This window comes from Blautia sp. MCC269, assembly GCF_018785655.1.
In the GTDB taxonomy this organism is placed as follows: Bacteria; Bacillota; Clostridia; order Lachnospirales; family Lachnospiraceae; genus Blautia_A.
On record NZ_WQQE01000041.1, the window covers coordinates 1 to 5922 of the forward strand.

The 5922-nt window shown below is 45.6% G+C and carries 9 protein-coding genes; 1 reads left to right on the forward strand and 8 read right to left on the reverse strand.

All coding sequences use genetic code 11. From position 1 onward, the window contains the following. Both GPK88_RS19790 and GPK88_RS14310 read right to left on the reverse strand, forming a co-directional pair. Positions 1–154 (reverse strand): plasmid mobilization protein (locus tag GPK88_RS19790; protein ID WP_442860236.1); only part of this gene is annotated, 154 nt, incomplete at its 3' end. Then, the gene (locus GPK88_RS14310; RefSeq protein ID WP_178016277.1) at positions 151–402 is read right to left on the reverse strand and encodes a hypothetical protein; all 252 of its coding nucleotides are present in this window, start codon (positions 400–402) and stop codon (positions 151–153) included. The genes GPK88_RS19790 and GPK88_RS14310, both read right to left, overlap by 4 nt. Before the next feature lie 657 nt (positions 403–1059). Here GPK88_RS14310 and GPK88_RS14315 point away from each other — a divergent pair. Then, positions 1060–1758 carry a hypothetical protein gene (locus GPK88_RS14315; RefSeq protein ID WP_178016276.1) on the forward strand — a complete coding sequence of 233 codons (699 nt, stop codon included), beginning with the start codon at positions 1060–1062 and terminating at the stop codon, positions 1756–1758. A 125-nt stretch (positions 1759–1883) separates the two neighbouring features. Here GPK88_RS14315 and GPK88_RS14320 read toward each other — a convergent pair whose 3' ends face one another. The 6 genes from GPK88_RS14320 to GPK88_RS14345 form a co-directional block, all read right to left on the reverse strand. Beyond that, a complete protein-coding gene (locus GPK88_RS14320; protein WP_178016275.1) occupies positions 1884–2387 on the reverse strand; it encodes a hypothetical protein in 504 nt (167 codons plus the stop codon). Beyond that, positions 2362–3741, reverse strand: coding sequence for a hypothetical protein (locus GPK88_RS14325; RefSeq protein ID WP_252197779.1), 1380 nt, complete (start codon positions 3739–3741; stop codon positions 2362–2364). Before GPK88_RS14325 ends, GPK88_RS14320 begins: the two co-directional genes overlap by 26 nt. Before the next feature lie 198 nt (positions 3742–3939). Further along, on the reverse strand, positions 3940–4257 hold the full coding sequence (locus GPK88_RS14330) for a DUF6040 family protein (protein ID WP_215707971.1): 318 nt from the start codon (positions 4255–4257) through the stop codon (positions 3940–3942). After that, complete coding sequence (locus GPK88_RS14335) at positions 4254–4697, reverse strand: DUF6040 family protein (RefSeq protein WP_215707973.1); 444 nt, start codon at positions 4695–4697, stop codon at positions 4254–4256. Before GPK88_RS14335 ends, GPK88_RS14330 begins: the two co-directional genes overlap by 4 nt. Beyond that, on the reverse strand, positions 4618–5715 hold the full coding sequence (locus tag GPK88_RS14340; protein WP_215664077.1) for a relaxase/mobilization nuclease domain-containing protein: 1098 nt from the start codon (positions 5713–5715) through the stop codon (positions 4618–4620). Before GPK88_RS14340 ends, GPK88_RS14335 begins: the two co-directional genes overlap by 80 nt. Further along, positions 5676–5922 (reverse strand): plasmid mobilization protein (locus GPK88_RS14345; protein ID WP_215707972.1); only part of this gene is annotated, 247 nt, incomplete at its 5' end. The genes GPK88_RS14340 and GPK88_RS14345, both read right to left, overlap by 40 nt.

The following is a 5922-nucleotide window of genomic DNA, read 5'->3' on the forward strand; positions in this document are numbered from 1 at the left end:
TGATCCCATCCGTATTTATGACCTGTTTCTGCGTGAGTGCTTCAATGATGTACTGTTGCTGGCTCTTCCCAGATTGCTCCACCTTTTTTTTAATCTGCGCCAGCTCTTCCTCGCTCACCCGGATCACGATCTGCTTCGGTCTTGTCCTGTTCATTGCTCCCCCTCCAGATAAATACAGAGTTCCACCGGGTACATACCTCCGCCGATAATATTAAAATGGTGTACCTGCTTGCTCCTGATTTCTTTGAAAAGCTCAGACGCTTCAATTTTTTCCTGATCTGCTTCTTCAAAATAAGTTTTCATATAACCATGCTTCTCATCATCATATGGCAACAGGTGGATAGACACACACCTCGTAGCAGTTCCATCCTGATGAAGTTTCAAAAAATTTCTTAATGTCATCTGTTTTCCCTCCCTGATTTTTTCATGTAAACACTGTGGCTATCACTCATTTTTATGAGCCTTTCGGCTCGGTAAATGGGGGGATTGAAGGGGGGATTTCCCTCCCTCACAAGTTCTGAAGTGTAGTCTTTTGGCTATCACTTTAGGGAACTTGCAATATCTCCGCTATACTTATTATATTAAGTGATAGCCATTTTGTCAAGCGGAGATATTTGGGTTGGCCTGAGCGGCTGGGCATAGCCCATTGAGCGGAGCTGCGGCTTAGTGGGCATAGTGAGGCTTACTTCCCTTGGGTGACTTGGAGCGCATAAGGGTGGAATAGTCAAGGGCTTGTTTTTTCTGGTGATAGCCAGTAAAAAATGATCGCAGATCACCCTTTACTTTCCCACCCTGGAGCGGACAATGAATCTCATGGGAAGTAACAGAACGGACGTCAAAAGAAAATGGCTTAATGCGGCAGTTCTATATATTTCGACATTATTCGATATTCTTAGATATTGTATTATATTGTTATAATTGTTATAATAAAGTTAGGACTATATTTGGTAAAATTTTAACCTTTTACTCTCTTGTTATTTAAAAATTGTGGGGTGGTTCCGATGTCAATTTAGTTTTTAGTTATAGTTATCAAGTCTAGAAAAGAGAAAGGAGTTTTGTATGAAAAAAATTGTCAAAAAAATTATTTCTATGGTACTATCGACTACCTGTATACTTACCATGACAGCCTTTCCTGCTTTTGCAGCAGAAACGTCCTCTCCAGCAGATAGGCTGGAAACTGGACTTTCTCAATTAGAGGAAAAATATGATGTAACAATTAAAAAAGCTCCTACAGCAAGAAAAGCATCTGCACTTTCTCTTGAAGAAGTAAACAGCACTCTGACCGACTTGGAATCTTCTCTAATAAAAGGTCAGCAGGCTCGTATCGAAAATCATCAAGCTTATGAGCAGTACATGAAAGAATTAGAGGAATCCGGAAGAATGGATACTTCTGATTCTTCCACTACTCCTGATTCTCCTGCACCTAGAGCTCTTATTAGTCGTATTTACTATCATAGTATTGGTACTTTAGTTCCAAATGGTACTTCTATCCGTTGTAGTATGACTGGTAATACAACATCTGATGCCTATGGTAACACTGTATGGGCCTCTCTAAGTTCCCATTCTAGCCGTTTAAATAGTGGCTACGGCACCGACTGGACAGAAACTGACTTTTCTTATGATTTGATAGACGGACGAAGGACATATGTTTGCCACTTTATCGGTACACTTGAGGAACCTTATAAACAGTCCGGTTTTATTGAATATTATGTCTACAGTGAAGGCTGGGACATTTGGTTTGAAGCATATTCAACTTAATACATTCTCTCGATCATAACAGAATTGTAGGAAACAAAAATGGCTGGGAAATCTCCCAGCCATTTTTGTTTCCTACAATTCTGTTAGTCCAAGGTTCTGCAGAACCTTATTGTCTAATAATTTCTTTATTTCCAAAATTTCCACCAGTGCTTCTCTTCCGCTTTTTCCGAAACACCCTGTTGCATTTCTTCTTCCTGAAACGCTTTGTTGCCATCTTTCTGCTGTTGCTCTAATAACTGGAACTTCCGTTCTGTCACCATGCGGAGCTGTTGCTCCTGATCAATCAGCTTCTGATTTTTTGATAACTGTGCCTGCATTTCGGCAATCTGGCGGTCTTTCTCCCTGATCTGCCTGTCCTTTTCGCTTAACTGCTCGTTTTTGACTTCCAACTCCTTAATCAATTGCTCCAACAGCATTTCATTTCCGCTTTTTTGATGCGGTTCACTACTTCGTTCGCATGATGTAGTGATACGGTCAAAATGGCTTTTTATCAGCCTTTCAGCTGCTTCATCATAGAGTTTGGACTGCTTCACTTCACTTGATGCGGTGATGTGGTTCTTGACTATAAACCGATAGACTTTTTGCTTATTCACTCCCAGCTCGTCAGCGATCTGTTTTATCGTCTTCATACCCTGCCGCTCCTTTCTGCCACCATTTGTAGACGGTATGTTTCGCAAGCCCTGTCTCACGGATACAGTCTGCTTTCTTTCCGTCTGGGTGAAGCTCCTGCCATTCCCGGACAGTCTGCTCCTGTGATGGTCTGCCACCATTCGTACACTCTCCCAGCTCTACTTTGAAAGCTCTCTGATTATTCATATACTTGACATGAACCTCTTGTTTTCGATAATTCCGCTTATTTCTCGGGATTGCAATGCCGCTCCGATTGGCAATACTGTTCACCGGGTAAGTGATAAGCCCTTTGTCCTCAAAGCTCTGAAGAGCGTCCAGAACGTCCTTTTCCGTGAAATGGTTGTCTTCCCTGTCCGTCCGCTCCTCGAAGACTTCCATAAGCTCCATACAGTCTTCTTCCAGCTCAGCCCGGTCAATATCACATTTCACGGCATAGATTGCCAACATCATTAGGCAGTAATAGCGGTGACCGACCACAGCTTCTGCCCTGATTTTCCGCTTCCACCAGTCATAAAGGTCACGTTTGCAGATCCAGTGACCTTTCGGCTCCTTATGAACCACCCGTTTTTCGTACCACTCCGGATATTTTTCTTTCGCTTCTGCCCGTGTCAGGCAGCTCTTATAAACCTCTGTGACCTGCCGATCAGCGCTTACATACTTGTTTAGGTCATCCAGAGACACCCGGTCTCCAGTACGGAACGCCTGCACCCGGTCTCCCAGCTTCGTAATGGTTCCTACCATGCGAAACGCCTGAAAAACACTCTCCTGCTGGATGGTCTCCTTTGTGCATGACCATGTGACATGCCGGTTCCAAATTTTCTCTGTCAGCTCTCGTTTATATGCGGCAAGCTCCTTTGCCACATTCCCGAACAACGGAACAGGCTTTTCCATCAGATAATAGAGGTGTACCCCTGTTCCTGAAGCAACCAGATACGTCGGTCTCGGTATCCAGTGAACCCGGTTGCTCCACTGTGAAATCAGACTTTTCAAACCGATCTGCTCTTTCTTTTTATTGACGATCAGATTATCCAGCTCCACCACAAAAGCATACAGGAAACGAGCATTTCTGCTAATCCGGCTCTTTCCGGCATAGCTGATCGGGGCTAAGATACAAAAATTATCACTGTACTGCAAGCGGTCTATTTCATCCAGATCGTCCGTTACAGTATACCGACGGATCACCTGTTTACCGTTCCGTCTCTCGTTGGTAATCTCCACAGCAATCCCCGTATACCGCCCCGGCGTCAATTCATCAGCTCCGTCCAGTTCCCCCTCTGGGAACACTTCACGGTAAAACTCCATAGCCGGGACTTCCTCAAACCATTTTGCCAGTTCTTCAGCAAGGATATTCATACCCATCACCCCCTCTCCGTCCGTTATATTATCAATGAGTTTTTGCACCTTTTAGAAGGGGCTAACGCCCTCTCCGTCCGTTATATTATCAATGAGTTTTTGCACCTTTTTTTACTTGGATTATAAAGGATTAAAACAGGCTTTTCAATCCTTTACTTTACACATATACGTTGTATTGCAATACTCCTATTTGTTGTATCAGTAGTACCCTCTAGCTCTCCGCCAGCCTTTTATATACTGCCGGATACCCATACACGCCCCATGACAGATCAGCAGGAGCAAAAGAAGATTGACTGGCAGGGCTTCCCTGATCGGCTCCGCAAAGAACACCACCACGGCAAAGCTGATCAGAAGCTCCGCAAGGCTGATCTGGTCGGCAAAATGCTCCTTATACCCACTATACAGCTTTTCTCCACCGATAAAGAGCAGGAAACCGACTCCCACAGCCACGCCAACAACAAGTATGATCTGGATTAACCAGTGGACTATGGCAGAAACCGTCGGCTGTGGTATCATATCACCCACCTGTGCCGCCCATTTTGCCACCTGAAACACTTTATCTGCACATAACCGGAAAAACTCCATATAACGCCAAAAAACGCCTTAAAATCGCTTATAAAGGTTTCTGAGCGTGCCGCTGCAAAAAGAGTGCATAGTGTTCCGTACAAAAGACTTCCCAGCATGACACCCTCATACCCGGCTGTCTTCGCTTTATATTGGCTTTCCAGGCGGCTCCTTTCAGCCTTGCTCATAGCTTCCGCATTTGCCCGGATTAAAGCTTGTTGACGTGCCATAGCCACTTTTGCATCCTGCTCCATGCGTTCTGCCCTGTTTTTCTGCCGGTCCAGCTCCCTGACTTTTTGCTCATACTCGGCTTTACAGTTCTGGACCACGGTATCGGCTCTTTGAATGGCTTCTTGCTTTTCTCTCTCTAACCGCTCGTTCTGCTTCAGCACGTTGTCGCTCTCTGACAGCTTCCCGATCTGCTCGTTCAGCGATCTTATGGTCTCGCTTTTCTTCCGAAGCTCGCTCATCAGCGTTGAGTTTGTTGAGGAAAGTTCCGATATTTGCCCCTGCAGCTCCCCGATCAGGCATCTCTGTTCCTCGATGAGCTGACTGTCGGAGCTGTTCTTTGGCTCGTTCTGTATTCTCCTTGCTTCGTGAATTGACTTCAAACTCACGCTGCAGCTCCCCCTTTCCAAAATCCATATTGTAATACTTACTTAATTTGTTATCCCTGATTTTACAGGCTTTCTCCCCTGCCTGTTCCCTGGCTAAATCTGTAAAGGTAATGTATTTATGGTTGTCCTGCCAGTCCACCCGGTAACCCCTGTCTGCCATCTGCTCGATGAACTTCTCACGGCTGGTGGCTGTCTCCTTGCAGTCCAGGACAGCCAGGGCGATCTCCTGCACATAGCTCTTGACCTTGCCCTGCTCTGCCTGTTTCAGGAGCTGGTAGGTATCCTTTTTCCATGCCACAGTTTCTTCCCGTTCTGCCCCCTCAAAGGTCTTTCCCTTTTCCGGAACATGCAAGCCCTGTTCCCGGCTCTGCGTATTGCACCGCTCCTTTAAGTCTCGTAGGTCGGTACTGCTCCATTGGAGCTTGTGGCCGTCCTCATAATTCACGGAATTGGCGATAAAATGTGTGTGTATGTGTTTCCGGTCTTTATGCGTGACGATCAGCACCTCAAACCCTTGCCATGCCTGGGTATGCTCCGCAAGCTCCACAGCGTTCCGGTGAGCTTGCTCCGGTGTGATCTGTTCGTCCGCATGATAGCTCTGGACAAAATGTTTGTACGTCCTTCCGCCGGTCTTACCCCACAGTTCCTTTGTTGCCTGCATTTCGTCCTTGACCGTTTCAGGCTCACAGTGCAGACCGCTTACCAGCTTTTCTTCGGTCTTTTCTCCTTTTGTCACATAATCCAATACCTGGCCTATGCCTGCTTTTGAAGATACTGCTTTAATAACCGCCATACTTCTCTCACTTCTTTCATGGTGTCAGGAAGTTCATGTTTATAGTCTACATACCCGTTTTCATTGAGCTTCTTGGCGATCTGGTTCAGGTTGTTTCCCTGCCGCTTCAGCTCCGGATAAATTTCTTTGATCCCATCCGTATTTATGACCTGTTTCTGCGTGAGTGCTTCAATGATGTACTGTTGCTGGCTCTTCCCAGATTGCTCC